Source organism: Nocardia sp. NPDC003693, from assembly GCF_053981095.1.
On sequence record NZ_JBSFNO010000053.1, the window covers coordinates 18544 to 42430 of the forward strand.

A 23887-nucleotide genomic window follows, 5' to 3' on the forward strand; every position below is an offset into this window, starting at 1 on the left:
AAAATCGTTGCCCAGCGGGTGTTGTCGAGCCGATTCAGCGCCGTCTTCAGCGTCGCGGGAACCGGTGTCGCCGTGGTCATCGCTCACCTCGATCCATGACCCGCACCTGGATCAGCGTGACCGTGAGCAGCACCAGGAACATGATGGTGGCCACGGTCGCGCCGTATCCGGCCCGGAAGTTGACGAACGATTCGCGATACACCTGGAAGACCATGGTGGTGGTGCCGGTGCCCAGCGGCCCGCCGCGCGTCATCACGTTGATGATGTCGAAGACCTGGAGCGAGTTGAGCAGCACCGTGATCGAGAGGAAGAAGGTGGTGGGCCGCAACTGCGGCAGCAGCACCCGGGTGAAGGTGGTCCACCGGCTCGCGCCGTCGATCTGCGCGGCCTCCATCAGGTCGGCCCGAACACCCTGCAGCGCGGCCAGATAGATGACGAAGGCGTAGCCGAGGTTCTTCCACACGTAGGTGAGCGTGATCATGAACAGCGCCCAGCGCGGATTCTGGTAGAAGTCCGGCACCTTCTCCACGCCCAGCCGGTGCAGCACGTCCTGCACCAGGCCGAATCCGGGATCGAAGATGAACTGGAAGGCGACGCCGATGGCCGCGCCGGAGATGACGAACGGCGCGAACACCGCGGAGCGGACCACATTGCGTCCGAACAGCTTCCGGTCCAGCAGCAGGGCCAGCGCCAAACCGAGCACCATACTGCCGACGACCGCCGCGAGCGTGAAAATCACTGTATTGCCGACGATTTGCCATGAATCGTCGCGCCCCCACCACTCGACGTAGTTGTCGACGCCGACGAAGGTCGCGGTGGTGTCGGAGATGTTCCAGTCGAAGAACGAGAGCCGAATGTTGTCGATCAGCGGCCGATACACGAAGAGCGACAGCAGAATCAGGTTGGGACCGACCAGCACCAGGAACAGCGCGTAGTCCGTCCAGGGCCGCCCGCGCAGCCCACGCGCCCGCGCCCGCGGCAGCACTCTCTCGGTCTCGGATCGCACCCGCGCAGCGTGACGGTTGCGAGCGAATAGCCGGTAACGTCTAGATGCTGGACGGTTGAATAGTCGGCGCACAGGGGCTACCGACCGTTCATCAGCAGCACCCGCGGGTGGCGCGGACATGGGACGAATAGTACGGCCGCCCAGTCCCTTTCATGCCGGAAACGGATAACCGAACTCGCCCGCGGTGCCAGGTCTTGCCCACAGGCGTGGATCACCGATCGGCAGCCCGGCCATCAGCGGTCCAGGTGCACAAGCCGCGGCGGACCTCGGCGCGGTGGTCGGCCGATGGGCGGACCGGGCGCGCTGGACGGTGGGGCTTGCCGTCCGCACTCCCCATTCACGCCGAATGCCCCGCCCATTCAGGGCGGGGCATTCGAGATGTCTTACCGAGTGCGGGAACTCGTCAGTTCCAGTCGCCCCAGCCGTCGCTGGTGCTCAGGGTGCCGCCGGCGGTGTTCTGCACCAGCACCGGATCACCCTTCTTCACGTTCTCCTGGAACCACTTCGCGTCCTCGGTGCTCACGTTCAGGCAGCCGTGCGAGGCGTTGGAGACGCCCTGCTGCGCCACCGACCACGGGGCCGCGTGCAGGAAGATGCCGCTGTTGGACATGCGGGTCGCGTACTCGACCTCGAGCTTGTAGCCCTCGGGCGCGGTGATCGGGACGCCGTAGGTGGAGGAGTCCATGATCATCTTGCGGTTCTTCTCGCTGACGATGTACGTGCCGTTGGGGGTCTCGTGACCCTTCTTGCCCATGGAGGTGGGCATGGTGCGCACGACCTCGCCGTTGCGGGTGACCACGATCTGGTGGGTGGCGTCGTCGGCGGTGGTGATGAACTCGTCGCCGATCTCGTAGGCGGTCTTGGTGCCGCCCGCCTCGACGGTGATCTGCGAGCCGGCCGGCCAGAAGTTCTCCGGCCGCCAGCGGACCTGGCTGTCGCTGCGCCAGTAGAAGTGGCCGTCCACCTTGTTGGTCGAGGTGATGCGGATCGCCTTCTCGGCGGCCGCGCGGTCACCGATCGGCTCCTTGAAGTTGATGATGATCGGCTGCGCGACGCCGACCACTTCGCCGTCACCGGGGCTGATGTTCGGCGCGGTGAAGTCCGCGGGCGGCAGCGGGGTGCTCGCGCCCGGCGCGGTCGGCAGGTCGCCGGGGACCGGCTGCGGCATCACGGCCGAGGGCACGCCCGGTACCTCCGGGCCGCCCGGCCAGAGCGGCGCGGCCTGGGCGGGCGCAGCCACCACGGCCCCGGCCGCCGCGAGGGTGGCGAGGGAGAGCATTCCGAACCGGGTAACGCGCACAGCGATGATCCTCTCGTTGCCGCCTCTCCGGGATCGTGTGCGCACGGCTGGGCTGTTTGCCCGATTAGCCGTGGATGACCGTTGAGAAACACGTGGCGGCGGTTGGGGAGCAACCCGCTGGGGTGTACGCGGCGAGCTGCTCCGAACTGACGAAATCAGTCGTGTCTGACCATCCATTCCTACATGCCGGTGCGCGGCCTGCCAATTGGGTTGCGCGAGTTATTCATCCGAACCGACGAGTGTGGTCCGCGACACAGTGGCGTGAGGGCCGGGTGCCGCGGGTGCGTATGTGCCGTTCGCATCGGCGATTCGGCGACCGGGCGTCGCCCGCGCGCGGTTGGCGCGCTCACTCGGGGTCAAACCTGGTTGTGAGGGAGATCACTGGAGTCGCGGCCGGGCTCGGGTATGTCGAAGGTGATCGCCGCGTGCGGACCGGTCGCGATGTTGTGCGGCACCGTGAGCGGAACGCGCCCGCGCGCGAAGCGCGGCGACAGCCGCATCCGCACCGATCCGAGCACCGTGGCCAGCACCACCCGCAGCTCGAAATCGGCCAGCGCGGCCCCGGCGCAGCGCCGGTGACCGCCGCCGTACGGCGCGAATTCGAATGGGCTGTAACGCCGTTCGAGAAAGCGCTCGGGCCGGAAAAGGTGCGATTCGGGCCACACCGCCGGATCGGAGTGCAACAGGTGCACCGACAGCCCCATGGTGTCACCGCTCACCAGCGGCGTCCCGCGCAGGGCGTAATCACCGGTGAGCCTGCGCACCACGATCGGCACCGGCGGATGCATCCGCAACGTCTCCTGGCAGACGGCGTCGAGATACGGCAGGGCGGCGAGCTCGACCGGATCGGCGCCGGGCCCGGCGGCGGCGAGTTCGGCGCGCAGCCGCGCCAGCGCCGCGGGCGTGCGGTGCAGCCGGTACAGCGCCCACACCAGCGCGGTCGCGGTGGTCTCGTGTCCCGCCACCAGCAGGGTGCGCACCTGCTCGCGCAGTTCCTCGGCGCCGAGCTCCGCGCCGTCGTCGTACCGGGCGCTCAGCAGCATGCCCAGAATGTCCGCGGCGCCATCGTCTTTCGCACCCGGGCCCGCGCCCGCGCCCGCGGCGAATCCCGCACCCCGAGCTCCGGCCGGGTCCGCCGCGGCCCGCCGGCGCGCGATCTCCGCGTCGATCAGCGCGTCCAGCCGGTCCCGGGCCGCGGTGAACCGCTCCCACCCCGTCACGCCGAACACGTTGCGCCGCAAGGCCGGAACCAGGAACAGCGGACCGCCGAACGAGGTCAGGAACGCGGCGGTGGCGGCGGTGAACTCGGCCCGTCGCGCCGGATCCTCGATACCGAACACCGCGGTGAGCATGACGCGCAGCGTGATGGCCCGCGCCGCGGCCCGGGCATCCACCCGCGTGCCCGGCGTCCAGGCCCGCCCGGTCCGCTCCCCCGTGATCTCCGCGCGCGTCGCGTCCCGAATCACACTGCCGTACGCGCTGATTCGCGCCCGGTGGAAGGCCGGCATCAGCAGTGCCCGCCCGCTCCGATGCCGCGCCCCGCGCGCCAGGATCAGCGATCCCGCGCCCACCATCGGCTCGATGGGATTGGGCAGCGGCGGTTCCAGCAGTTCCACCGGCGCCCGGAACAGCTCCCGCGCCCCCGCCGGACTCCCGGTGAACACCGCCGAACCGAAGGCCGGGAACCGCATTCGGAACGGGTCGCCCTCCCGCGCTCGCCGCCACCGGAAATACCGCTCGAGGTCCAGCCCCGCCGCCACCGCGTGCAGGGGCACCAGCCGGGGTTCCCCCGGCGGGGAGGGTGTCTCGGATGCGGGCTGTCCGGTCGTGCTCCTCATGCTCCCCTATACGAGGTGACCTGCGGCGCGGTTCGAGAAGCGTGTCCCGCCCGCGTTCGCGGCGGTCGACGGTGTCCGCGGGCGTGGTGTATTCATGGGCGGGGAAGTAAGGCTTCGGTGTTTCTCGAATTTAGGACGAACGCGTGTCGCGTCAGCAGATTTCCGCCCGGATCGCCGCTTCGGTGATCGCCGCCGCCACCGTGCTCCTGGCGGGCTGCGGTGACATCACCGATGGCAGCCCGCTGGCCTCACTGGCCGCCGATCCCCCGCCGCCGCCGACCTCGCCGCCGCCGACCCGGCCGGTGCCCAAGACCGCCACCGCGGAACCCGCCGACGCGAACGATAGGGGCGGGGTCACCGGTTTCGACGCCGCGGTCGGCGACTGTGTTCGCTTGGGCGGCACCATGACCGACGCCACCATCGTGAAGGCGACGTGCGGCGCGACCGACGCCAATTACAAGGTGATCGCCAAGGCGCCCACCAACGATCAGTGCCCCGGCGACGCCGACCAGGCCTACTTCCGGACCATCGCCGGCGTCGAGACCGGTGCGCTGTGCCTCGATATCGACTGGGTCGTCGGGGACTGCATGGATCTGGGCTCGGACAACCCGGCGCGCATCGACTGTTCCGCCAAGACCGGGAAGGACGCGGTGCGCGTGCTCGCCATCATGCGGGGGACCTCCGACGTCAACGACTGCACGGTCGGGGGACGGGGCTATACCTATGCGGAACGCAAACTCGTGGTGTGCGTCTCGGCGCTGTGAGGTCGCGGTCCGTAGACGCGAGCGGGGCGGTGATCCGTTCGGATCACCGCCCCGCCCTGTCGTTCTCGCCGCGAATCAGATCGGGTAGTAGCCCGAGCCGATCCCGCCGCGCCCATTGATGTCGCTCATGATGGTCGACATGTTCGTGCCGACCTCCGGGCCGAAGCAGGCCACCGCGAGGTAGGCGTTCACCATGCCCACCAGGGTGCTGCCGACCACGACCGGCGCGCCCGAGTCACCCTCGACGACGCACATCTGACTCCAGGTCTCGATGCTGCTGTTGAAAACGTCGCCCCAGGAAATGCCGCAGGTATTGCCGGTGGTCCGGCCCTCCTTGCAGACGATCATCGGGAATCCCGGGGGACCGCCGATCCCGGTGATGGAGACATTGCCCACGCGATTCACCGGAACGACCCGATCCGGATCGAACTGAATGACCGCGTAATCCAGATCGTGATTGGAGTAGACGAACTTGCCGATCAGCCCGGTGCCCCGCGATTTCTCGGCGTACACCTCGGCGCCCGCGTCACCACAATGCCCGGCCGTGAGTCCGACCAGGCGTCCGGCGCCGTCGTGACCGATGGTGGTCACGGTGCACTCGAACATGTCGTCGATGATGATCCCGGAGCCGCCGCCGATCACTGCCGGCGCGGGATCTGCGTTCGCGGCCCCCGTGCCCAGCAACGCCGTACTCAGGGCGACGGCGAAGACTCCTGCCGCCCCGGCGAGTTTCCTGATCATGTCCCTCCAGAAAGTTTCGGAAGCCGCTTAGGACCAACCTGCGTCCTTCATCCTGTCAGTATTCGTCCCAGTGGGCCGCTTGTACTGCCGCATGTTGCCGAGCCGTGTCCTGCGCGAAGTTTCGGTTCGGACCTAGTTGGATGAAGAGCAGCGGAATAATGCACATTGGCTATCGAATTACGATAAATTCTTTCCATTTAATTCTTACAGGGCTCGTGTTCACATCTCGGAAAGTGCTCCACAGTTAGTTGGAATTAGAACAAGTTCTAGTCTTCTGCCTGGTTCTTTGTGACGAAAACCAACCGTGACGTGGCTGTTCACGGACGTTCTATGAAAGTGATCCGGCTCTATGACCGGAACCACAAGAGCGTGATGTGTTTTTCCTAACTCCGTAGTAAGGTGCGTCAAGCAAACAGTCGTCGGAGGCGGGTATCCCGGCGTCGAGAGGGGTAGTCAGTGCAGTTGACCAAGAGCCAGGACGGGCAGGGGAGCCCAACCGGGTCGAAGGTGAGTGGCGCGGTCGACTGGGCCAAGGGCTACTGGGACGACCATCCCAAACGGTCGCTGGAGACCGGCGGCCGAATGATGGCCATGGGCGTGTCGGCCATCGCGGAGCTCTTCATAGCGATCTTCCGCAAACGCTTTCCGTTCGCCGAGTTCATCCGGCAGTGCGCCTTCATGACCAATGTCGCCGCGGCGCCCACCCTGCTGGTGGCCATCCCGATCGGCGTCATCGTCTCGATCCAGGTCGGCTCGGTCGCCGGGCAGGTCGGCGCCACCTCGTTCATCGGCGCGGCCAACGGCCTCGGCATCATCCAACAGGGCGCGCCCCTGGTCACCTCGCTCATGATCGCGGGCGCGGTCGGCTCGGCGATTTGCGCCGATCTCGGCTCGCGCACCATCCGCGAGGAGATCGACGCGATGAAGGTGATGGGCGTGGATCCCATGCGCCGCTTGGTCGCCCCGCGACTGGGCGCGGCCATGCTGGTCTCGGTCCTGCTTTGCGGCTTCGTGGTCTTCGTCGGCTTCCTGACCGGCTACGTCTTCAACATCTTCGCCCAGGGCGGCACCCCCGGTTCCTACATCGGCACCTTCGCCTCGTTCGCGATCACCACCGACCTGTTCGTCGCGCTGCTCAAGTCGCTCATCTTCGGCGTGCTCGCCGCGATCATCGCGTGCGACGCCGGCCTCAACGCGCGCGGCGGCCCGGGCGGTGTCGCCAACGCGGTGAACACCGCGGTCGTCATGTCCGCCGTCATGCTCTTCGGCGTCAACCTGATCCTCACGCAGGTCTACAACTCCCTGTTCCCACCACAGATGGTCTGAGTCGTGTCAGCAACGTATGTTCCGCCGCTGCTGCGGCCGTTCCAACGCATCCGGGGCGTGGCGTCCTCGCCCCGAGACTTCCTGGCGCGCATCGGGCATCAGGTCTTCTTCTTCCTGCGCTCGGTCGGCTCCATGCCGATGGCGTTCAAGCACTACCCCAAAGAGGTCTGGCGCCTGCTGTCCGACGTCACCTGGGGCAACGGCAATCTCGTCGTCGGTGGCGGCACCATCGGCGTGGTGCTCATCCTCTCGGCGTTCGGCGGTATGACGGTCGCCATCCAGGGCCACACCTCGCTGAACCTGCTCGGGCTGAGCCCGCTGACCGGCGCCATCTCGGCGTTCGCCACCACCCGTGAACTCGGGCCCATGCTCGCGACCCTCGCCTTCGCCGCGCAGGCGGGCTGCCGCTTCACCGCGCAGCTCGGCGCCATGCGCATCTCCGAAGAGGTCGACGCGCTGGAATCGGTTGCCATCCGGCCGCTTCCGTACCTGGTGAGCACCCGCATGATCGCGGCCATGATCGCCATCGTGCCGCTGTACTGCCTGGCGCTGCCGCTGGCCTACATCTCCTGCTCGCTGACCGTGCAATTGATCGGCGGCACGGCATCCGGCACGTTCCAGCACTACTTCTATCAGTTCCTGATACCCCAGGATGTGCTGTACTCACTGGTGAAGGCGATCATCTTCGTCGCGATCACCACCTTCATCCAGTGCTACTACGGGTTCTTCGCCTCCGGCGGCCCCGAGGGCGTGGGTGTGGCGGCCGGTCGCGCGATCAAGCTCTGCATCATCGCGGTGGTATTCGCGGACCTGTTCATGACCTTGGCGATCTGGGGCGTCGACCCCGGTATCCGGATCTCGGGATAGGGGGCGTAACCGATGATCATCGATCCGAGCGGGCGCGGACCGACGATGCGGCAGTTGCTCATCGCGGGCGTCGCCGGCCTCACGGTCTTCGCCATCATCCTGGGCTTCCTGATGGCCAGGTACAAAGGCTATTTCGTCGAGAAGGTCAACGTCACCGCGAACCTCACCACCACCGGTGACGGTCTCCCGGAGAACGCCGACGTGAAGTTCCGCGGCGTCCTGGTCGGCGCGGTCCGCGATGTGTCCGTGGCCGCCAAGGGCGAGCTGCAGGAAGTCCACATCGAGATGAAGCCGGAGTTCACCGACGGCATCCCGGCGAACGTGACGGCCCGCGTGGTCCCGTCCAACCTGTTCGCGGTCACCTCGGTGGAGCTGGTCTACAACGGCAGCGACGGTTCGCATCTGAAGGAGGGTTCGCAGATCGCCGAGGACCGCTCCAAGGGCACCATCGCGCTGCAGGACACGCTCACCACGGTGCGCAACATCCTCAGCAAGATCGATCCCATCCAGTTCGGCCGGGTGCTCGGCACCCTGTCGTACGCGCTGGACGGCAGCGGCCGCATGCCCGGCTCCACCATCGAACGCGTGGATCGCTGGCTGCTCGCGGTGGACGAGTCGATTCCGGACCTGGGCGTCATGCTCACCGACTTCTCCGATTCGTTCCACGCGCTGAACCAGTCCGCGCCCGAACTCATGGGCGTGCTGGCGGATTCGGTGAAGACCGCGCAGACCATCTCCGATCGGCGCGGTGAGCTCATCGCGCTCATCGCGGGCGCGTCGGGCACCGTCGACAAGGTCAACGGTCTCTTCGCGCGCAATCCCGATGTGGGCAAGCAGGTCACCACCGGCACCAGCGCGCTGTTCGGCGCGCTGTCCGACGACCCGAACGCGATCCCGCTGGCCATCAAGAACCTGAACGTGTCCATTCAGAAGCTGATGTCGACCTTCCACTGGGGTCCGCAGCGGCAGATGGTCTGGAACCTGGGCCTGACCTTCACCCCGTACAAGCCGTGGAGCCGCGAGGACTGCCCGCGCTACGGCGAGCTGGCCGCCCCGAGCTGCGGCACCGCGCCGGAGGTCTCGGATCCGGGCACGCTGCCGGAGTCGTTGCGGCCCAAGGCCCTGGACTCGGCCGCCGGCCTCGGTCCCTTCACGCTGCCGCCGGGTCTCGCGGGCCTGCCGGGCCTGACCACCGGCGGCGAGATCACCCAGCCGGATCCGCAGGCGGGCAATCCCTTCGCGGGCACCCCGCTGCAGGGGTTGTTCCCGAACCTGGTGCCGCCGGCCGCGCCCGCCGCACCCGCGGCGGATCCCGCCGCGGCCCCCGCCGCCGGCCCGATCTCCTACAACTCGGACGACGCCATCACCCAGCTCCTGGGCCGTCGCCCGACCGCCGGTGAGTACCTGCTGCTCAGCTCGATCCTTAGGGGTGGAACGTTGCAAGTGACCGAAACCGGGGCCGGTCGATGAGCATTCGTAAACCGCTGATCGGCTTCACCCTCTTCGCCGTGGTGGCGATCCTGGTGACCACGGTCATCTGGAACACGCTGGCGCGCACCGTGGACGGGAAGACCAACACCTACACGGCCACCTTCAGCGACGTGCTCGGCCTGCGCGAGGGCGACGACGTCCGCATGGCGGGCGTGCGCGTCGGCAAGGTCGAGAAGATCGAGCTCGACAAGAAGAACGACGCGCGGGTGACCTTCATCGTGCAGCGCGATCAGACGCTGTTCGGCGACACCAAGGCGCTGGTGCGGTACCAGAACCTGATCGGGCAGCGCTACATCGCGCTGGCCCCGGACAAGAAGGGCGGCGATCACACGCCGCTGAAGAACAAGGACTCGATTCCGATCGAGCGCACCGAGCCGTCGTTCGACATCTCGGGGCTGCTCAACGGTTTCCAGCCGCTGTTCGAGGTGCTGCAGCCGGAGCAGGTCAACAACCTGTCCAACACGTTCATCCAGGCGCTGCAGGGCGACAACGTCTCGCTGTCCGCGTTCATCACCCAGTCCGCGGCGCTGGCGAGCGATTTCCAGCGGCGCGACGCCATCCTCTCGGACGTGATCACCAATCTCTCCGGGGTCATGTCGGGCCTGGCCAAGCGCGGCGACGAACTGGAAACCCTGGTGACCCAGACCCGTTCGCTCATCGGCGGGCTGTACGAGCAGGGCCAGTCGCTGCAGGCGTCCACGGTGCAGATCGCCGACGCCACCACCGCGCTGGTCGGCATGCTCGGCCTCATCCAGCCCAAGCTGGCCCTGGCGCAGACCTCGACCCGCGACGCCCTGACCCTGCTGCTCGCCAACGGCGACAAGCTGGACAAGGCCGCGGTCGATCTGCCCGGCATCCTGTCCGACGTCGGCAAGTTCACCCAGAACGGCGCATACGCCAACGCGTATATCTGCAGCCTGGATGTCTCGCTGTACGGTGTCCTCTTCCCGCGCGGTCTGTTCAGTCAGATCGGCGGCAACAACCACTCGGCGGTGTGCCGGCCATGATGGCGAAACTCAAGTCCCGCTTCGATTCCAACCGCAATTTCTGGCTCGGCCTGCTCGGCGCCGCGATCGTGGTCGGCCTGCTGCTGGCCTCCAGCGTGTTCAACATGCTCGGGGTCGGTGAACAGAGCGTCAAGGCCGAGTTCGCGCAGACCGCCGGCATCAAGGTCGGCGACAAGGTCGCGGTCTCGGGCGTGTCGGTGGGCCGGGTCTCCGGCGCCGAACTCGAGGGCGACCACGTGCTGATCACGCTGTCCATCAACGACGACGTGAAGCTCGGCGCCGACGCCCGCGCCTCGATCAAGATGGCGACCCTGCTGGGCGCCCGCTTCCTGGACCTGGATCCGGGCGACGGCTCCGGCCTGCCGGGCAAGCGAATCCCCAAGTCCAACACCTCCGTTCCCTACAACCTGTCCGATGTGGTGCAGGAGGGCACGCCGAAGTTCGAGAACCTGGACACGGTCAAGCTCGCCGAGTCGCTCGACCTGATCAACCAGCAGCTGGGCGACACCCCGCAGCTCACCGTGCAGGCGCTGGACTCGATCGGCGCGCTGGCCAAGACGATGAACGATCGCAAGGACGCGGTCGATCAGCTGCTCAAGGACCTGGACCGGGTCACCCGGATCCTGGGCGACAACCGCAACAGCGTGCTGCTGGTCATCACCCAGGGCGAGGCCATCGCCAGCCGGGTGATGGAGCGCCAGGCCCTGCTGCGGACGTTGCTGGACAACGTCGCTCAGCTCAGCGGGCAGCTGCAGGCCATCGGATCCGAGAACAACGATCTGTTCGGCCCGACCCTGATCCAGCTCAACACCATGGCCGACGGTCTGCAGAAGAACAAGGACAACCTGGACCGGCTGTTGCAGATCATGCCGCCGGCGGTGCGGCAGTTCAACAACGTCTTCGGTAACGGCAACTACGGCGAGGTCGCCCTGCCGTGGCTGTTCCCGGACAACTGGTTGTGCTCCGTCCAGGTGATCGAGGGGTGCGTGCAGAAATGAAATCCATGAATCTCGCCCGAATCGCCAAGGCGGGCATGATCGGCGCGGCCACCCTGGCCGTGGCCAGCTGCTCGATCGTGCCGCTCGGGGTGAAGGACGCGGTCGGGCAGACCCAGCACATCACCGCCGACTTCCTCAACATCGCGGGCATGTTCGAGGGCAACCCGGTCACCGTGCTCGGCCTCGAGGTCGGCAAGGTCGACAAGATCGTGCCCAAGGGCCAGTACGTCGAGGTCCACCTGACCGTGGACAAGGGCGTCGAACTGCCGAAGAACGTTGTCGCGGCGCTGATCTCGCCGTCCATCGTGACCGACCGCCACATCGAGCTGTCGCCGCGCTACACCGGCGGGGAGAAGCTGAAGGACGGCGCGCACCTGACCGTCCAGCAGACCAAGACCCCGGTCGAGCTGGACACCATGATCAAGACCATCGACGCCTTCTCCGCCGCGCTCAAGCCGCAGGAGGGCCAGGAGGGCGTCGGGCCGCTCTCGGGTCGAGTGCTCTACCCGATGATGAACGGCAACGGCGAGAAGCTGCGCGACGTCCTGAACTCGCTCTCGGGCGCGCTCAAGATCGGTGTCGACAACAAGGACGCCGTCTCCACCATCATCATCAAGCTGAACGAACTCACCACGATGCTGGCCGACAACGACCAGTCGGTGCGCGACTTCAGCAATCGCCTCACCCAGATGAGCACGCTGCTCGCCGAGCAGGCCCCCGGCCTGCAGGCCACCCTGGATCAGCTGAACGCCTTCCTGGGCAACACCAGTGGCGCGTTCTCCCAGTACGCCGACCAGCTCAACGGCACGCTGACCGGACTCACCGCGGTGACCCAGCAGCTGCGCGACAACGCCGCCGGCGTGGTCGAGATCGTCGACGTGGCGCCGCTGCTCATGCAGAACCTGGACCGCTCGGTCAACCGCGAGAAGGGCTTCATCCGCCTGCACGGTCTGATCGGCACGGCGCTGTCCGGTGAGATCATCAGCGTGTTCTGCGAACGCGTGCAGATGAAGGCGGACGGCTGCCGCACCGGAAAGATCGAGGACATGGGACCCGATTTCGGCCTCACCGCCGCGATGTTGGGACTGACGCGATGAACAATCGATTCCTGCAGCAGCTGAAGGCGAGTACCCGTACCCGCCGCGCCGTGGTGGCCATCGCGGCCACCACCGCGCTCGCCACCTCCGGCTGCGGTCTGACCGTGGAGAGCCTGCCGCTGCCCAAACCCGGTGCGGGCGATGACACCTACACCATTCACGCGGTCTTCGAGAACGCGCTGAACCTGCCCGATCAGGCGAAGGTCAAGATCGGCGGCTCGGATGTCGGCGTGGTCACCAAGATCACGACCAAGGATTTCCAGGCCATCGTGGACCTCGACATCCGCAAGGACATCGAGCTGCCGGCGAATTCCACCGCCGAGCTACGCCAGGCGACCCCGCTCGGTGACGTCTTCGTGGCGGTCTCCAAGCCCAAGTCCGGCGAGGCCGGGCCCGCGCTGAAAGACGGCGAGACGCTGTCCAAGACCTCGGCGGGCGCGACGGTCGAGGAGCTGCTGCTCTCGGTGTCGTTGCTGTTCAACGGCGGTGGCATCGCGAGCCTGTCCAAGCTCATGGCCGAACTCGATTCGATCGTGGGCGGCCGCGGACCGCAGCTGGCGCACCTGCTCACCGAGATGACCGGCGTCGTCGGCAGTCTCAACGCCAACAGCCAGAACATCGACAACGTGCTCGCCAACTTCGGCGCGCTCGCGGACACCCTCGAGACCAATCGCGGTGAGCTGGGCCAGGTCGCGGACACGCTGCCGGGCATGATCGGCGCCATCGCCGAGAACAACCAGGCCATCGCGCAATTGCTGGAGAAGGTCTCGACAACCAGTGCGGCCCTGGGCGATTACGCCAACACCACCCAGGACGAACTGGCCAGCCTGCTCGACAACGTGCATCAGCTGATGGACGCGCTGGCCCGCACCGAGGCGGACTTCGGTCCGATGCTCGACGGCCTGCACGACATCCGCCCGCTCGCCGACGCGTCGTTCAAGGGCAACACGCTCGCGGTCGGGGCGACCCTGACCATGCTCGACATCGGGCTGCTCACCGATCCGGCCAACAGCAAGTTCCCGGATCTCCGCGATCTCAACGATTTCGCCGGCAGCCTCATCCAGGTGCTGCAGATCGTCCAAGGCAGAATCAACGGGGGCCACCGGTGAACTGGGTGAAGAACCACAAGAACCTGGTCTCCAACGGAGCCCTGGTGCTGATCCTGCTGGTGGGCGCGGCGTACCTGGCCGTGAGCGTCATGCGGATCAACCCGACCCGCGAAACCTACCAGGTGACGGTCAATCTCGACCGGTCCGGTGGTCTGCAGGCCGGCAACGACGTGACCCTGCGCGGCTACCGCATCGGCAAGGTCACCCAGATCAAGCTGGTCGACAAGGGCGCGGCGCTGGCCGCGACCGTCGAGATCGATTCCAAGTACCGCATTCCCAAGGACACCGTGGTGTCGGTCGGCGCGCTGTCGGGCGCCGGTGAGCAGTACATCGACTTCCGGCCGGCCTCGGACGGCGCGCCGTTCCTGGGCAACAACGATGTCGTGCAGTTCGACAAGGAAAAGGTCAAGACGCCGACCCCGGTGTGGTCGGTGCTCGACAACGCCAGCGAACTCATCGCGCAGGTCAACCCGGATCAGTTCAGCGTCATCCTGACCGAGCTCGACACCGCCCTGTCGGGCGGGCCGGATCAGCTGCGCTCGCTCATCGACGGCATCAGCCTGGCCACCACCGGCCTGGACAATCTGCTGCCGCAGACCACCAACCTGATCCGCAATCTGCAGACCATCAACGCCACGACCTCGCTCGCGCAGCCGGATCTGGGTACGCTGACTGCCAACTCGTCTGTTCTGTTCCGGCAGTTCAACGATGCCAACGCCGAGCTCCAGACGATCCTGGAGCAGGCACCCGGGCAGCTCGAGTCGCTCGGCGCGGTCCTGGACCGCACCGCCGACCCGATGAGCAGCCTGGCCGCCAATTTCGCCGCCGTCACCAAGGCGGCGCAGTTGCGGACCCCGGCACTGCGCGCGCTGTTCCCCTCGCTCGTGGTGGGCACCTCGGCCATGGGCGTACCCGCTCATGACGGCGAGTTCTATACGATTCTGGATATCTGGCCCCGCCCGACCTGCGAATACCCCACCGCCAAGGTGCGCAACGAGGCGGCGACCGAAGGTTCGCTGCCGAAGTGGACCGGCTACTGCGTCAACCCCGACGCGGGCACCCAGATTCGTGGCTCGGGCAACGCGCCGCGGCCGAACGTGCCGGACAACGGCGCGCTGCCGCCGGCGGGCGCCGATCCGAGCGAGCGGACGCTGCCGCCGATCAAATAACTCCACATCCCTCCGCACTCCACCGCTGCGCGGTGTGACAAACCCGGTCACCGGCGGCGTTGCCGCCGGTTCCGGCATACTCGCTGAACTGAACCGAGACGGTGCGTCCGCAGCGCGCCGGGAAAGGTGGGGATCGATCCATGTCGGATGACGCCGCCCAGGACAAGACAACTGAAGACGAGGCCACCACCAAGGCCGACGCCGTAGCCCCTGGGAGCGGTTCCGAGAGTGGTTCCGGCGCCGATGCCGAGACCGCGAAGATCCCCGCCGCGGACGCGGCGGCCGAGCAGGCGCCCGCCGCCAAGCCGGAGCTGACCAAGGAGTCGGACACGGCCGCGATCCCGCAGCCGCCCAAGGCCGCGGCCAAGGAGCCCAAGGCGTCCAAGGCTCCGGCGCCCGCCACGTCCGGCGGTGGCCGGTTCGGTAAGGGGCCGGTCCCGCTCATCGCCGCGTTCGCCGCGGGCGTGGTGCTGGTGGCCGCGGTCGCGGCCGGTGCGGTGCTGTGGAAGCAGGCCGACGACAGCAAGCAGGAGATCGAGGCACGTGACGCCGCGACCGCCGCGGCCTGCGATTTCGGCAAGGCCGTCTCCAACTACGACGCCAAGAGCCTGGACGACTACTTCACCCGGGTGAAGGACCTGTCCACCGGGCAGTGGCTGTCCTTCTTCGACGGCGCGTCCGGCGCGCTGAAGGAGGCCATGTCCAGCGTGCAGGCCAAGTCCACGCTGGACGAGATCCATTGCGCGTGGGAGTCGGGCGACGACAGCAAGGCCAAGGTCGTGCTGATCCTGACCCAGGTCCGGTCCAACGGCGTGGTGGCCCAGTCCGACATGCTGACCGTGCCGGGCGTGGCGGAACTGGAGAACACGGACGGCGTCTGGAAGGTCGCCAACTTCGACTCCCCCGCCATGAAGAGCCTCGCCGGCCCGACCGGCGGTGGCGGCGCCGCGCCGAGCACCGCGCCCGCGCCGAGCACCGCCCCGGCCCCCGGCAACTAGTCGAGCCGATCGTCGGCGACCGCCGCCCGTGCAGGATCCACGGGCGGCGGTTTCGTTGTATCCGGGCGTGTCGCCACGCTGGTACAGCCTCGAAAGGCCGTGTCTCAGAACAGGGTCAGCGCGTCCGCGACCGGTGCGTTCTTGGCCGCGGTCGCGCGGCGGCGGGGCGTCTTCGCGGTGTGCGCGGTCGCGGGCAGCGCGGTGGCGACGGCCGGTGCGGCGGGCGCGGGCTGCGGGGCGATCACCGGGATCGGCTCGGTGACGGGCTCGGCGGGCAGCGGTTCGATCCGCGGCTCGGCCGGCGCAGGTTCGGTGGCGGCGAGCACCCCGGCAGCGTTGCTGCCGGGCGCGTCGGTGCCTACGCCGGACGCGGCGACCTTGCGGGCGGCCTGTCCGGCCAGCGTGTCGGCCTGCTCGTTGAAGTAGTTGCCCACGTGGCCGCGCACCCAGCGGAATCGCACCGGACCGGGCCGGGCGGCGATGGCCCGGTCGATCTCGCGAATCAGCTCGATGTTCTTCACGTCGGCGCCGCTCGAGGTGCGCCAGCCGTTGCGCCGCCAGCCGTTGATCCACTCGGAGGCGCATTTGATGGCGTAGAGCGAGTCGCTCTCGATGAGCAGCGGTTCGGAGCCCGAGTGTGCGCGCACGGCTTCCAGCAGCGCGCGGAGTTCGGCGATCTGGTTGGTGCCCGAGACCGCACCGCCGTCGCCCGACCCGCCCGCGTGATTGACCCAGGCCCAGCCGATGGCGCCGCCCGGGTTCCGCAGGCACGATCCGTCGGTGCTCACGATGATCATGCTGGTTACCCTACGCAATCCGGCCGACAAGATCCGTTCCGTGGAATTCCTCTATCTCCCTACGCAATTGCGACTCGGTACGCCGAACCGCTGATTGTACGGCGGCTGCCAGCATACGGGAGAGCAGTCGCCCGGTGAGTCCCGGCGGCGTCCAGTACTCGGTTTCCGAGGTCAGCACGGCGCGGCCGTAGCCGAGCGGGTCGAAGCGCAGCTTGATCACCGCGAGCGGATCGGCGCAGCCGGTGGCCGCCCGTTCGTCCTCGCCACGCCGCGCGGGCGCCGGCTTCCCCTTCCGGCGCCTGCGCAGCGTGTACTCGATGACCGCGTTGCGGCGGTACTCGGTGATCTCACACTCGACCGTGGGATGCCACGGGCCGACCCGGAGGGTCGTCGCGAAGACGGCTCCCGAACCGTGATCGGATTCCCCGATCGGTTCGAAGGCCGCCACGGTGAAGGCCCAGTCCGGCACGAACTGATGGTTGTCCGTGTACGTGAACGCGACCTCGACCGGCGCACCGACGTCACTCGCGTATTTGATGTGGCCCATAGGCTGCTCCCTGTCCCACGGCTGCCAACAAAAGTACTACAGCAATCCTATTTATTACATGGATACCCGGATATCGCGGGTGCCGATGTGGATATCCAGCGCTCGCCCGGCAATTCCCCCGATTTCGGTCAATTGTCCAATTGTGCGGCGATGTGCTCGGCGATCGGCAGCGCCGAGGTGGCCGCCGGGGACGGGGCGTTGAGCACGTGCACCGAGCGCGGCGTGCGCTCGATCAGGAAGTCGTGCGCCAGCGTGCCGTCGCGCAGCACCGCCTGCGCCCGGATGCCCGCGGTGCGCGGGAGCAGGTCTGCCGCGGTCAGTTCGGGGCAGTAGCGGCGGCACTCGGCCAGGTATCCGCGCTTGAACAGCGAGTTCCGCATCTCGCGCAGTCCGGTCCGCACGTTGGCCGCGGCCACCCGGTGAAAACCGGGGAACCCCAGCACCTCTCGCGCGTCCCGCAGATTCACGCTGCCCTTGGGGTAGCCCTCGCGGGCGAGCCCGAGCACCGCGTTCGGCCCGACGGTCAGCTCGCCGTCGATCGTCGGGCTCAAATGCACGCCCAGGAAAGGCAATTCGGGATCCGGAATGGGATAGATGAGGGTGCGCACCAGATTCCGGCGATGCGCCGGCAACCGGTAGTACTCGCCGCGGAACGGCACGATGCGCAGGTCGAGATCGAGACCGGCGAGCCGGGCCAGGCGATCGGCCTGCAAACCCCCGCAGACCACCAGCCGGGCCGTGCGCCAGGTGCCCGCGGGTCCGGAAACCGTTACCGCGTCCTCGTTTTCGCCGATCGCGGTGATCTCCGCGCCCAGCACGATCTCGCCGCCGCCCGCGCGCACCCGGTCCGCCAGCGCCTCGGTGACGCGGGTGTAGTCGATGATCCCGGTGCTCGGGACGAACAGCGCGCCGACCCCGCGCACCCGGGGTTCGCGCCGCCGGAGTTCGGCGGCGTCCAGCAGTTCCACCTCGACGTCGTTGGTGACGGACCGCTCGTAGAGCGCCAGCATGCGGGCGTGCTCGGCGGCGTCGGTGGCCACCAGCAGTTTTCCGCACACCTCGAACGGAATCCCGTGCTCGGCGGCGAACGTCTTGGTCCACTCCGCGCCCTCGCGGCACAGCCGGGCCTTGAGGCTGCCCGGCTCGTAGTAGATGCCCGAGTGGATGACCCCGCTGTTGTGCCCGGTCTGGTGGACGGCGAGCCGGTCCGCCTTCTCGATCAGGAGCAGGCGGGCGCCCGGATGCAGTTCGAGCAGGCGGTGCGCGGTGGCCACCCCGACGATGCCGCCGCCGATCACGCAGTAGTCGTACACGGGGGAAGTCTCACACAGCGGTGCCGTCCGGCGCGTCGGGCGACCCTTCCCGGGTGCCGGCGGGGTCGAGCGTGGCGGCCGCGCCGGGGTGTTCGGGTACGACGGGGTGTTCCGGTGTGGCGAGCTCGCCGGTGGTGGCCGCCGGCGCGGGGTGGCGGGCCAGCTGCAGGCCGTGGGCCCCGATGGCCGGGTCGGACAGGGTCAGGGTGACCTCGCCGCGCCGGGTGTCGAGATCGGTGCGCAACTGGGTGACCGCGCTCGGATTGCCGCCGGCCACGCCGAGCTGTTCGCCGATCGGCCCGCGCAGCACCAGGTCGGCGAGGGTGGCGAACAGATTGGTGTCCACGGTGAAGGTCAGTGAATTGCGCTGCACGGGAAGAACTTGCGCGCCGACGTAGGTGTTTCCGACCCGGAGCTGCCCGGCCAGCGCGGAGCTCTGCGGTCGGGGCGCCTCGTCGGCGGTGACGCCCTGCGTCGTGGCCGGTCCGTCGTTGTTGATCGCCACCGTGCGCGGATGTCCGAGCAGCGCTGCGATATCGGTTCTTTCGGCGAGCGGCACGACGTCGCCCGGGTAGCGATCCGCGCTCACGGCGGTGCGATCCCGCGCGGGCGCTGGTCCGGCGAGGATGCTGTCCGAATGCTGTACGCCCGCCATCTGATTGGCGATGTAGGCGCCCGCGGTGACGGTGAGGCCGATGCTGGCCATGGCGGCGGTGACGACGGCGGTGTAGCGGGCCGCCTGTGCCGCGCGCCGGGTCGACCGGACGGCCTGCGTCGCGAGTTCGTGCGACATGACTGGTGCGTCCTTCCTCTCCCCTGGTCCCCCTGCGTCTTTCGACGCCCACGACCCGCACCATTGAAAGTCGTACGCGCGTCCAGGTTACGGCGGCGCGCGGTGGCGGCAGTCGTCGATGAGAGCAGGATCACAGCATGGAACGCATATCGCGGTGGCCAGCGATTCCGCGGGAACGGAGAGGTTTCCGCCCTCGAAAGGGTGGGTAAATACCGGGTAGCGGCGAGCGCCAACTCGACTGCCATCGAGGACTTCCGGCCAATGTCGTCCGGTCGCACCAGGCACGGCGCACCCACGGTGGCGCTCGCTCGCTCCTTGCCTCCTGGAATGGGACTCGGGGCAGATGTCGCGCCGACATCGCCTCAGGTGAAGGTCCGACGGGCCGGAGGCCGGGATCGACGGCAGGTCAGTGGAACTGGCCTGCCGTTCGTCCTGTCCCGGGCGGGCCCGCGAAAGCCTGTGCCAGACCCAGCCATTCGGCCACGTCCGCGCCCTCGATCTCGAGTGCGAGATCGTCCAGGTGCCGGCGCTGGGTGACGGCGAGGCAGAAGTCCAGGGCGGGTCCGCGCAGCCGCTGCGCCGCGTCCTCGGGGCCCCACGCCCAGGTGTCGCCGTCCGGCGCGGTGAGTTCGATACGGAACTCCTCGGCGGGCACGGCCCGATTGTTGGTGATGTACGCGAAGTTCCGGGTGCGCACGCCCAGGTGGGCGATGTTGCGCAGCCGGGCGGTCGGCGTGCGCGTGATCCCGAGCGCGTCGGCCACGTCCTGCCCGTGCGCCCAGGTCTCCATGAGACGGGCGGTAATCATGGACGCGGCGCTCATGGGCGGGCCGAACCAGGGGAGTTTGACCCCGGCCGGAACGACGCGCAGCGCCTCGACCAGGGCGGCGCGGTCGCGGCGCCAGGCGGCGAGCAGGTCGGCTGCCGGCTGTTCGGCCGCGATCTCGGCGGCTTCGTCCACGAAGGTCAGCGCCCGGGGGAGGGCTTCCTGCACCAGTGCGCCGAAGCGCTCGGCGTCGGTGGCGGCGATGACCGAGACCTGATCGGTCCAGTGCAGATGCCCGATCTGATGGGCGATGGTCCAGCCGGCGGCAGGGGTGTCCTGCGTCCAGTCGACCCTGTCCAGGTCGGCGACCAGCGCGTCCAGGTCACCGCATTCGGCGGTGAAGTCGGCCAGTAGCGCCTCGAGATCGGCCATCGCAAGTCCTTGTCGCCGCGCGGAAACCGGTCGTTCACCGTGCCGGTGAATGCCGTCGACGGTCAGCATCGCAGTGCGGCCAGAAAAATGCAAGCGTGCGTGCTTGTATTTATGGCGACGCCGTTCACGCAGGTGAGCGACTTTCTGGCTACCAGCCGAACAGCGCCAGGTGCACCCCGCCGACGGCGAGTCCGAGCACCGCGCCGTGCAGGTAGAGCAGCCACGCGTCCTGCTCCACCGAGGCGTAGAACATCTCCATGAACTCGCCGGGGGTGAGCAGCTGCAGTTTGCGCGCGGCGAATTCGTCGATCTTCTTGGCCTGGGCGGCGGCGAATTCCGGATCCTCGGTGAGGCTGGGGGCCAGGCCCGCCGCGGCGCCGGCCGCGCCGACCTTGAGATTGTCGAACTGCCGCGCCCCGAAGGCGGCGCGCACGAAGGTGTGGGTCGGCCCGAGCTGGCGATGGATCTCGGCGGAGATGAGCCGTTCGAGCAGCTGGCGGGTCTTGTCGCCGTTGGGCCCGTCCAGCAGTTCCTCGGCCAGGTTGGGCAGGGTCAGCACCTGGTAGGCCAGGATGTGCGCGAGGTCGGCGGCGGCCTCGGGCTGCCGCTTGGCCAGCAGCGCCTGCTTCCACAGGTATTTGTAGCGCGGCTGTGGATCGCCGGGTTCGAACATCATCTTGATGGCGATGACGTTGACCGCGACGCCGATGGCCGCGGCCGCGGTGAGGATGACGGCCCAGCCCGGGATCCAGCCGATGACCGGAATGCTCTGGTGCACATGCATGTACAGCGCGAGCAGCAGGCCGAACGGCGCGCCCAGCAGGCCGATGCGCACCATGAACTTGAGTTCGGGCGCGGCGACGGTGGTGGTGAGGTCCTTCAGGATGTGCGGGTTCTGGCGCAGGTACCGGATGACGAAGGCCTTGATGTCGATGAGCTGATCGACATTGTCGCCGAGCTGTTCGAAGGCGGTGCGGGCCAGCGTGGGCAGTTCGCGCTCGATGCGCTGGTACAGCACGTTGCGGACCGCGCGCGGCACCGCGTTCCAGATGTCCGGGTTTTCCCGCAGCATCACCTCGTTGACCAGGGACGGCACCTGCTTGCGCCCGACCTCGGCGATGTAGTCGGCGATGCCGTCCAGGTCGAGTTCGCGAATGAAGTCCCGGGGACTGCCGATTCGCATGATGGCCACGTCCACGCAGATGCTCGCCATCTTCTCGGCGCGGGCGGGGATGAAGCCCTGGAAGCCCAGGCGTTTGCCGTCGCCGGAGAAGGTGGGCAGCACCTGGACCCGGCGCGGGAAGTAGGGGTAGAGCAGTTCGAGGCCGGGGATGCGGAATCCGCGAAAGTAGACCGGCCAGAACAGCATCAGCACGCCGGTCCAGTTGGTGAGCCAGCCGGCGATGGCGCTGAAGAGCGGGAAGCTGATCAGATCCACGACGAGTTTGGACTGGCCGGTCAGCTCTTCCCAATTGATGAAGACGCCCGAGGCCAGTGTCGTCATGCTGCGTCCCCCTGCGCGTTCGATGCCCGAGACGCCTGCCACTCGAGACAAGCGTCGGTCAACACTCTCACCGGCGGCGGATGGTGTCAAAAGGTCCATGGCCTCGGCGAACGTGTCCGCGCGGCCGGGTCCGGCGCGTGCTCCGGGGTCCGGCAAACATGTGGCTTCCGGTGGATAGGGTGGGGCGAAATATCGGCATACCGCGCGGCGGGCGCGCGGACCGGGAATACTGGTCAATCGACCAGAAGGAAAGGGTGAGGGAGATCCCGATGACCGTCGACCGCCGTGGCTTTCTGACCGGCGCCGCCACCGCCGCGAGTGTCGCGACCCTGGCCGCCGCGGCCGGGCCCGCCTGGGCCGAGCCCGCACCCGCGCCGGCCGTGACGAAGTTCCCCTTCCCCGGCGGCGCCGACCTGCGCGTGCTGATCACCGGCGACGCGGGCACCGGGGCCCGGCCGCAGTGGGCGGTCGCCGACGCGATCCGCGCGCTGCACGCGGAGAATCCGTTCGCGCTGGCACTCGGCCTCGGCGACAACGTGTACGAGTCGGGTCCGTGGGCCAGTGACGACGCGCAGTTCGCCGCCAAGTTCGAGGACCCCAATCACGGCCTCGATTTCCCCTGGATCATGGTGCAGGGCAACCACGACAACTCCTCGATCATCCCCGGCGACGGCGGCTGGCTGCTGCGCGGCGATCACGAGGTGGCCTATCACGCCCGGTCCCCGCGCTGGTGGATGCCCGCCCGCTACTACTCGGTCCCGGTCGGCCCGCCCGGTCGCCCGGTGGTCGAGTTCTTCGTGCTCGACCTGAACCCGATCGCGGCGTACCTGCCGCCCCTGTTCGCCCCCTTCTGGGCCGCCGACGGCCAGTTCATGACCGAGCAGGCAGCCTGGCTGGATCGCGCCCTCGACGAGTCCACCGCCCAGTGGAAGATCGTCTGCACCCACCACCCGTATCTGAGCAACGGCAGCCACGGCAACGCCGGCGCCTACGAGGGCCTGACGATCGAGCCGATCAACGGCAACCACGTGAAGACGTTCTTCGAAACGCACGTCCTGGGCCGCGCGAACTACGTCCTCTCCGGCCACGACCACTGCCTCCAGGTCCTGGAGCCGACCCCCGCGACGAAGGGCACCCGCCAATTGGTCTCCGGCGCCGCCGCCAAAACCAATTCGGGTTCCCACGCGAAGGGCGCCACGACCCCGGCCCTGTACGAGAATTTCACAGATCTGGGCTTCATGGTCCTGGACCTGACCCCGTCGACCGCCGACCTCGCCGTCTACACGGTGGATCCCTCGACCGGTCAGCCGGTCAACGCTTTCCAACGCCGCCTGGCCTGAACGTCCCCAAGTCCCCGCTCCCGCAACCACTTCGGCTGCGGGAGCGGGGTAGATACACGTGGACTCCAATCGATCACGCAGTGAGTACTCCTGCCGCGCCCTTTGCCAACTCGTGCCATCGCTCGGACTTGATCAGGGCTGACGGACACGATCAGCTCGTCGGGGCCGCACCGAGGGAGTCCGCTAGGACCAGTCCATCGCTTCCAGGTGCGCGAACTGACCGACCCACTCGGCCGTGGCCTCGATATCGTCCATCAGGCGCACCGCCAACGTCTGGTTCCGTGGTGCGGTGAGCTCGGCGGCGACGGTGACGCCGAGGTCCCTGGTGCTCTCGCCCGCGCGGAACCAGGTGTGGTCGATCTCGGTGACCACGACGCTGAGCTCGTCGCCGAACTTGCCGTTGAAGTTCAGGCGCTCCCCGACCCGGGGCAGGGCGGGGCCGTAGGCGTTGAACGTGATCGCCCCCTCCCCGTCCGGGCCTTCGACCAGAATCCATACTCGGTAGCGCAACAGAGCGCCGGTGCCGTATGCGTTGTCGGACAACACTTCCCCCTCGTGTCGGACTGCAGCTTGTCGCAGGTAGCGGGCATTGTCGAGATGTCCTCTGAACGAGGCCGCCGCAGTCCCGGTTCCGGCCGCGTCCCTGTCCACCGAACAGTCTGACGCGGGCACATCCGGGAAAGC

At 68.0% G+C, this 23887-nt stretch carries 22 protein-coding genes; 11 read left to right on the forward strand and 11 right to left on the reverse strand.

Annotation, left to right across the window (positions count from 1 at the left end):
* Positions 1 to 76: 76 nt before the first annotated feature.
* The 3 genes from ACWDOP_RS35600 to ACWDOP_RS35610 all read right to left on the reverse strand — a co-directional run bounded on the left by ACWDOP_RS35600 (position 77) and on the right by ACWDOP_RS35610 (position 4144).
* Positions 77 to 1006: a carbohydrate ABC transporter permease gene (locus tag ACWDOP_RS35600; protein ID WP_456348576.1), complete on the reverse strand. Its 930-nt coding sequence runs from the start codon at positions 1004 to 1006 to the stop codon at positions 77 to 79.
* Between the two features lie 403 nt (positions 1007 to 1409).
* Positions 1410 to 2285, reverse strand: a complete 876-nt coding sequence (locus tag ACWDOP_RS35605) for a L,D-transpeptidase (RefSeq protein ID WP_454201022.1) — start codon at positions 2283 to 2285, stop codon at positions 1410 to 1412.
* Positions 2286 to 2662: 377 nt separating this feature from the next.
* Complete coding sequence (locus tag ACWDOP_RS35610; RefSeq protein ID WP_456348577.1) at positions 2663 to 4144, reverse strand: cytochrome P450; 1482 nt, start codon at positions 4142 to 4144, stop codon at positions 2663 to 2665.
* A 143-nt stretch (positions 4145 to 4287) separates the two neighbouring features.
* Here ACWDOP_RS35610 and lppU point away from each other — a divergent pair, with 143 nt between their 5' ends.
* A complete protein-coding gene (gene lppU / locus ACWDOP_RS35615) occupies positions 4288 to 4908 on the forward strand; it encodes an LppU family putative lipoprotein (RefSeq protein ID WP_456348578.1) in 621 nt (206 codons plus the stop codon).
* Positions 4909 to 4983: 75 nt separating this feature from the next.
* Here lppU and ACWDOP_RS35620 read toward each other — a convergent pair whose 3' ends face one another.
* Entirely contained in the window at positions 4984 to 5649 is a 666-nt protein-coding gene (locus ACWDOP_RS35620) for a S1 family peptidase (RefSeq protein WP_454200845.1), read from the reverse strand.
* A gap of 507 nt (positions 5650 to 6156) precedes the next feature.
* Between ACWDOP_RS35620 and ACWDOP_RS35625 the strand changes: the two genes are divergently transcribed.
* From ACWDOP_RS35625 to ACWDOP_RS35665, 9 genes are all read left to right on the forward strand, one after another.
* Positions 6157 to 6975 (forward strand): MlaE family ABC transporter permease, encoded by an 819-nt coding sequence (locus ACWDOP_RS35625; RefSeq protein ID WP_454201023.1) that lies wholly within the window; start codon positions 6157 to 6159, stop codon positions 6973 to 6975.
* Between the two features lie 3 nt (positions 6976 to 6978).
* The gene (locus ACWDOP_RS35630) at positions 6979 to 7842 is read left to right on the forward strand and encodes an ABC transporter permease (protein ID WP_454200846.1); all 864 of its coding nucleotides are present in this window, start codon (positions 6979 to 6981) and stop codon (positions 7840 to 7842) included.
* Positions 7843 to 7854: 12 nt separating this feature from the next.
* A complete protein-coding gene (locus ACWDOP_RS35635) occupies positions 7855 to 9312 on the forward strand; it encodes an MlaD family protein (RefSeq protein ID WP_456348579.1) in 1458 nt (485 codons plus the stop codon).
* Positions 9309 to 10340 (forward strand): MCE family protein, encoded by a 1032-nt coding sequence (locus tag ACWDOP_RS35640; protein WP_456348580.1) that lies wholly within the window; start codon positions 9309 to 9311, stop codon positions 10338 to 10340. The genes ACWDOP_RS35635 and ACWDOP_RS35640 overlap by 4 nt, the downstream gene beginning before the upstream one ends.
* Positions 10340 to 11338 carry an MCE family protein gene (locus ACWDOP_RS35645; RefSeq protein WP_456348603.1) on the forward strand — a complete coding sequence of 333 codons (999 nt, stop codon included), beginning with the start codon at positions 10340 to 10342 and terminating at the stop codon, positions 11336 to 11338. Before ACWDOP_RS35640 ends, ACWDOP_RS35645 begins: the two co-directional genes overlap by 1 nt.
* A 5-nt stretch (positions 11339 to 11343) precedes the next feature.
* Positions 11344 to 12435, forward strand: coding sequence for an MlaD family protein (locus ACWDOP_RS35650; protein WP_456348581.1), 1092 nt, complete (start codon positions 11344 to 11346; stop codon positions 12433 to 12435).
* Complete coding sequence (locus ACWDOP_RS35655; protein WP_456348582.1) at positions 12432 to 13544, forward strand: MCE family protein; 1113 nt, start codon at positions 12432 to 12434, stop codon at positions 13542 to 13544. The genes ACWDOP_RS35650 and ACWDOP_RS35655 overlap by 4 nt, the downstream gene beginning before the upstream one ends.
* Before the next feature lie 5 nt (positions 13545 to 13549).
* Positions 13550 to 14713, forward strand: coding sequence for an MlaD family protein (locus ACWDOP_RS35660; RefSeq protein ID WP_456348583.1), 1164 nt, complete (start codon positions 13550 to 13552; stop codon positions 14711 to 14713).
* Positions 14714 to 14853: 140 nt separating this feature from the next.
* Positions 14854 to 15711 carry a hypothetical protein gene (locus ACWDOP_RS35665; protein ID WP_456348584.1) on the forward strand — a complete coding sequence of 286 codons (858 nt, stop codon included), beginning with the start codon at positions 14854 to 14856 and terminating at the stop codon, positions 15709 to 15711.
* Between the two features lie 104 nt (positions 15712 to 15815).
* Here ACWDOP_RS35665 and ACWDOP_RS35670 read toward each other — a convergent pair whose 3' ends face one another.
* The 6 genes from ACWDOP_RS35670 to ACWDOP_RS35695 all read right to left on the reverse strand — a co-directional run bounded on the left by ACWDOP_RS35670 (position 15816) and on the right by ACWDOP_RS35695 (position 21863).
* A complete protein-coding gene (locus tag ACWDOP_RS35670) occupies positions 15816 to 16508 on the reverse strand; it encodes a ribonuclease H family protein (RefSeq protein ID WP_456348585.1) in 693 nt (230 codons plus the stop codon).
* Between the two features lie 10 nt (positions 16509 to 16518).
* Entirely contained in the window at positions 16519 to 17055 is a 537-nt protein-coding gene (locus tag ACWDOP_RS35675; RefSeq protein ID WP_454200854.1) for an SRPBCC family protein, read from the reverse strand.
* 128 nt (positions 17056 to 17183) lie between these two features.
* Positions 17184 to 18368 carry an L-2-hydroxyglutarate oxidase gene (lhgO, locus tag ACWDOP_RS35680; protein ID WP_456348586.1) on the reverse strand — a complete coding sequence of 395 codons (1185 nt, stop codon included), beginning with the start codon at positions 18366 to 18368 and terminating at the stop codon, positions 17184 to 17186.
* Between the two features lie 10 nt (positions 18369 to 18378).
* Positions 18379 to 19161 carry a hypothetical protein gene (locus ACWDOP_RS35685; RefSeq protein WP_456348587.1) on the reverse strand — a complete coding sequence of 261 codons (783 nt, stop codon included), beginning with the start codon at positions 19159 to 19161 and terminating at the stop codon, positions 18379 to 18381.
* Positions 19162 to 19567: 406 nt separating this feature from the next.
* Positions 19568 to 20359 carry a TIGR03084 family metal-binding protein gene (locus ACWDOP_RS35690; RefSeq protein ID WP_456348588.1) on the reverse strand — a complete coding sequence of 264 codons (792 nt, stop codon included), beginning with the start codon at positions 20357 to 20359 and terminating at the stop codon, positions 19568 to 19570.
* Positions 20360 to 20507: 148 nt separating this feature from the next.
* A complete protein-coding gene (locus ACWDOP_RS35695; protein WP_454200858.1) occupies positions 20508 to 21863 on the reverse strand; it encodes a hypothetical protein in 1356 nt (451 codons plus the stop codon).
* Between the two features lie 269 nt (positions 21864 to 22132).
* Here ACWDOP_RS35695 and ACWDOP_RS35700 point away from each other — a divergent pair, with 269 nt between their 5' ends.
* The gene (locus tag ACWDOP_RS35700; RefSeq protein WP_456348589.1) at positions 22133 to 23203 is read left to right on the forward strand and encodes a metallophosphoesterase; all 1071 of its coding nucleotides are present in this window, start codon (positions 22133 to 22135) and stop codon (positions 23201 to 23203) included.
* A gap of 183 nt (positions 23204 to 23386) precedes the next feature.
* Here the strand turns inward: ACWDOP_RS35700 and ACWDOP_RS35705 are convergent, their stop codons facing one another.
* A complete protein-coding gene (locus tag ACWDOP_RS35705; protein WP_456348590.1) occupies positions 23387 to 23746 on the reverse strand; it encodes a hypothetical protein in 360 nt (119 codons plus the stop codon).
* Between the last annotated feature and the right edge of the window lie 141 nt (positions 23747 to 23887).

Coding starts and splice junctions, on each gene's coding strand:
- ACWDOP_RS35605 (WP_454201022.1), bottom strand. CDS start 2,285: ATGCTCTCCCTCGCCACCCTCGCGGCGGCCGGGGCCGTGGTGGCTGCG.
- ACWDOP_RS35610 (WP_456348577.1), bottom strand. CDS start 4,144: ATGAGGAGCACGACCGGACAGCCCGCATCCGAGACACCCTCCCCGCCG.
- ACWDOP_RS35620 (WP_454200845.1), bottom strand. CDS start 5,649: ATGATCAGGAAACTCGCCGGGGCGGCAGGAGTCTTCGCCGTCGCCCTG.
- ACWDOP_RS35635 (WP_456348579.1), top strand. CDS start 7,855: ATGATCATCGATCCGAGCGGGCGCGGACCGACGATGCGGCAGTTGCTC.
- ACWDOP_RS35640 (WP_456348580.1), top strand. CDS start 9,309: ATGAGCATTCGTAAACCGCTGATCGGCTTCACCCTCTTCGCCGTGGTG.
- ACWDOP_RS35645 (WP_456348603.1), top strand. CDS start 10,340: ATGGCGAAACTCAAGTCCCGCTTCGATTCCAACCGCAATTTCTGGCTC.
- ACWDOP_RS35650 (WP_456348581.1), top strand. CDS start 11,344: ATGAATCTCGCCCGAATCGCCAAGGCGGGCATGATCGGCGCGGCCACC.
- ACWDOP_RS35655 (WP_456348582.1), top strand. CDS start 12,432: ATGAACAATCGATTCCTGCAGCAGCTGAAGGCGAGTACCCGTACCCGC.
- ACWDOP_RS35665 (WP_456348584.1), top strand. CDS start 14,854: ATGTCGGATGACGCCGCCCAGGACAAGACAACTGAAGACGAGGCCACC.
- ACWDOP_RS35670 (WP_456348585.1), bottom strand. CDS start 16,508: ATGATCATCGTGAGCACCGACGGATCGTGCCTGCGGAACCCGGGCGGC.
- ACWDOP_RS35675 (WP_454200854.1), bottom strand. CDS start 17,055: ATGGGCCACATCAAATACGCGAGTGACGTCGGTGCGCCGGTCGAGGTC.
- ACWDOP_RS35685 (WP_456348587.1), bottom strand. CDS start 19,161: ATGTCGCACGAACTCGCGACGCAGGCCGTCCGGTCGACCCGGCGCGCG.
- ACWDOP_RS35690 (WP_456348588.1), bottom strand. CDS start 20,359: ATGGCCGATCTCGAGGCGCTACTGGCCGACTTCACCGCCGAATGCGGT.
- ACWDOP_RS35695 (WP_454200858.1), bottom strand. CDS start 21,863: ATGACGACACTGGCCTCGGGCGTCTTCATCAATTGGGAAGAGCTGACC.
- ACWDOP_RS35700 (WP_456348589.1), top strand. CDS start 22,133: ATGACCGTCGACCGCCGTGGCTTTCTGACCGGCGCCGCCACCGCCGCG.